This is a genomic window from Rothia nasimurium, from assembly GCF_004569295.1.
Classification (GTDB): Bacteria; Actinomycetota; Actinomycetes; order Actinomycetales; family Micrococcaceae; genus Rothia; species Rothia nasimurium_B.
The window spans coordinates 1-1,367 of the sequence record NZ_SPQC01000094.1 but is presented as its reverse complement, the minus strand read 5'-3'; the positions used below and the strand labels follow the sequence as shown (position 1 = coordinate 1,367).

The 1,367-nt window shown below is 60.6% G+C and carries 1 protein-coding gene and 1 pseudogene; both read right to left on the bottom strand.

The features are described from left to right. Nucleotides 1–82 precede the first annotated feature (82 nt). Nucleotides 83–604, bottom strand: a complete 522-nt coding sequence (locus E4U03_RS12525; RefSeq protein WP_135014051.1) for a hypothetical protein — start codon at nucleotides 602–604, stop codon at nucleotides 83–85. A gap of 82 nt (nucleotides 605–686) precedes the next feature. Beyond that, nucleotides 687–1,367: pseudogene (locus E4U03_RS13035) on the bottom strand (hypothetical protein); the annotation flags it as partial.

The following is a 1,367-nucleotide window of genomic DNA, read 5'->3' as shown; positions in this document are numbered from 1 at the left end:
TTGCCCCTCGCGTTGTTGTTGCAACTGGCTCTGAAGCTCCTCATTGCCTGGGTCAGCTGCCGCCTTTTGCTCCAAGGTCGCATCAAACTGTGGGGCCGTAGAGGCTTGTAATCTGGGAGGCCACCACCGTGCCGTTCTCATCAGCTGTAAAAACCAGGTCGCACTCAGACAGTTCATGCAGCTGCCCCCAGGCCGTTAGCTCACCGCCGTCCTCGCTGATAGCTCCCGGTTCAAAATCAACATGGCCCACAAGTAAAGAAACACCCTGCGTAGATCCAATTTCCTCTGAATGGCTATAGATAATGCCGTCATCGGTGGTAGCAGATGTAGGTAGCGTGGTACTGGGGGTAAAGGACGCTCCGGTGCTGATAGATGGCGCCCACCAGCTCATCGGGGGTAGCTGCGGTATCGGGCCTATCTCAGCAGGCGGCTGGCACATCACGTCCATAAAGCTCTGCTGCGGCGCTGGCGCTGAGTGGACAGTCTCGGACGGTGCAGGGGGCGCTGTCTGGCCCCCAGATGTGGAGGCCATAAAAAGCGCTGCCGCCCCTAGAGCAGAAAGAGCAGACCCAGCTGTAAGTAATCTGGTCATGGTCTTGGCCATTGGGTTCTCCTTGATAGAACTGTGGGGCCCGCATCAGGTGCAGGCCCCACAGGGGTTCATGAGCTACGAGCTCAACGTGCTTTTAGGCAGACTTCTTAGCGCGACGGTACTGGAAGATAGCACCAGCCCCCAGCGCGAGAGCTAGCACGCTGGTGAACCAGCCCGCAACAGCCTTGGTGTTGCTGGTGCTCTCAGCAGGCGGCTGAGCGTGCTGCGCTGCGGTGATTGAGGCTGCGCCACCTGCCTTAAAGGTGGTCGCCGGGACGGTGCGCTCGGTGATGGTCTGCTTGCCGGTTGACGCATCAGTGACGGTCTGGCGCACGGTGGTCTGCCCGGCTGCCGGATTGGTGACATACTCGGTTGTTACCTGGTGACCCTCTGCGGTACTCTGCTGGGTAACGATGGTGGATGCGCCGGTGGTCTCATCGGTGCTCTGCTCGGTAACAGCTCCGGTCAGCACGATGTTCTGCTCTTCATCAATCTGCGGCGGTGCTACTACCTCAGCTACCGGCGCAGGGGTCTGCTCATTGGTGGCCGGGGTGGTCGGTTCTGCTACAGGGGTATCGGTCGCCACCGGTGATGCAGTCTCACTGGGTTCGGGGCTCGGTGCCGGGACGTCCGGGTTTACGGTCTCAACCGGCACAGGGGTCGGTGAGGGAGCCGGTGACTCAGTCTCGATGGGCTCAACAGGTAGTGAGGGGCCAGCAGGTTCAGCCGGGTTGGTGGGGTCTGCTGGGGCTACAGGTTCAGCCGAATCTGAGGG

Coding starts and splice junctions, on each gene's coding strand:
- E4U03_RS12525 (WP_135014051.1), bottom strand. CDS start 604: ATGGCCAAGACCATGACCAGATTACTTACAGCTGGGTCTGCTCTTTCT.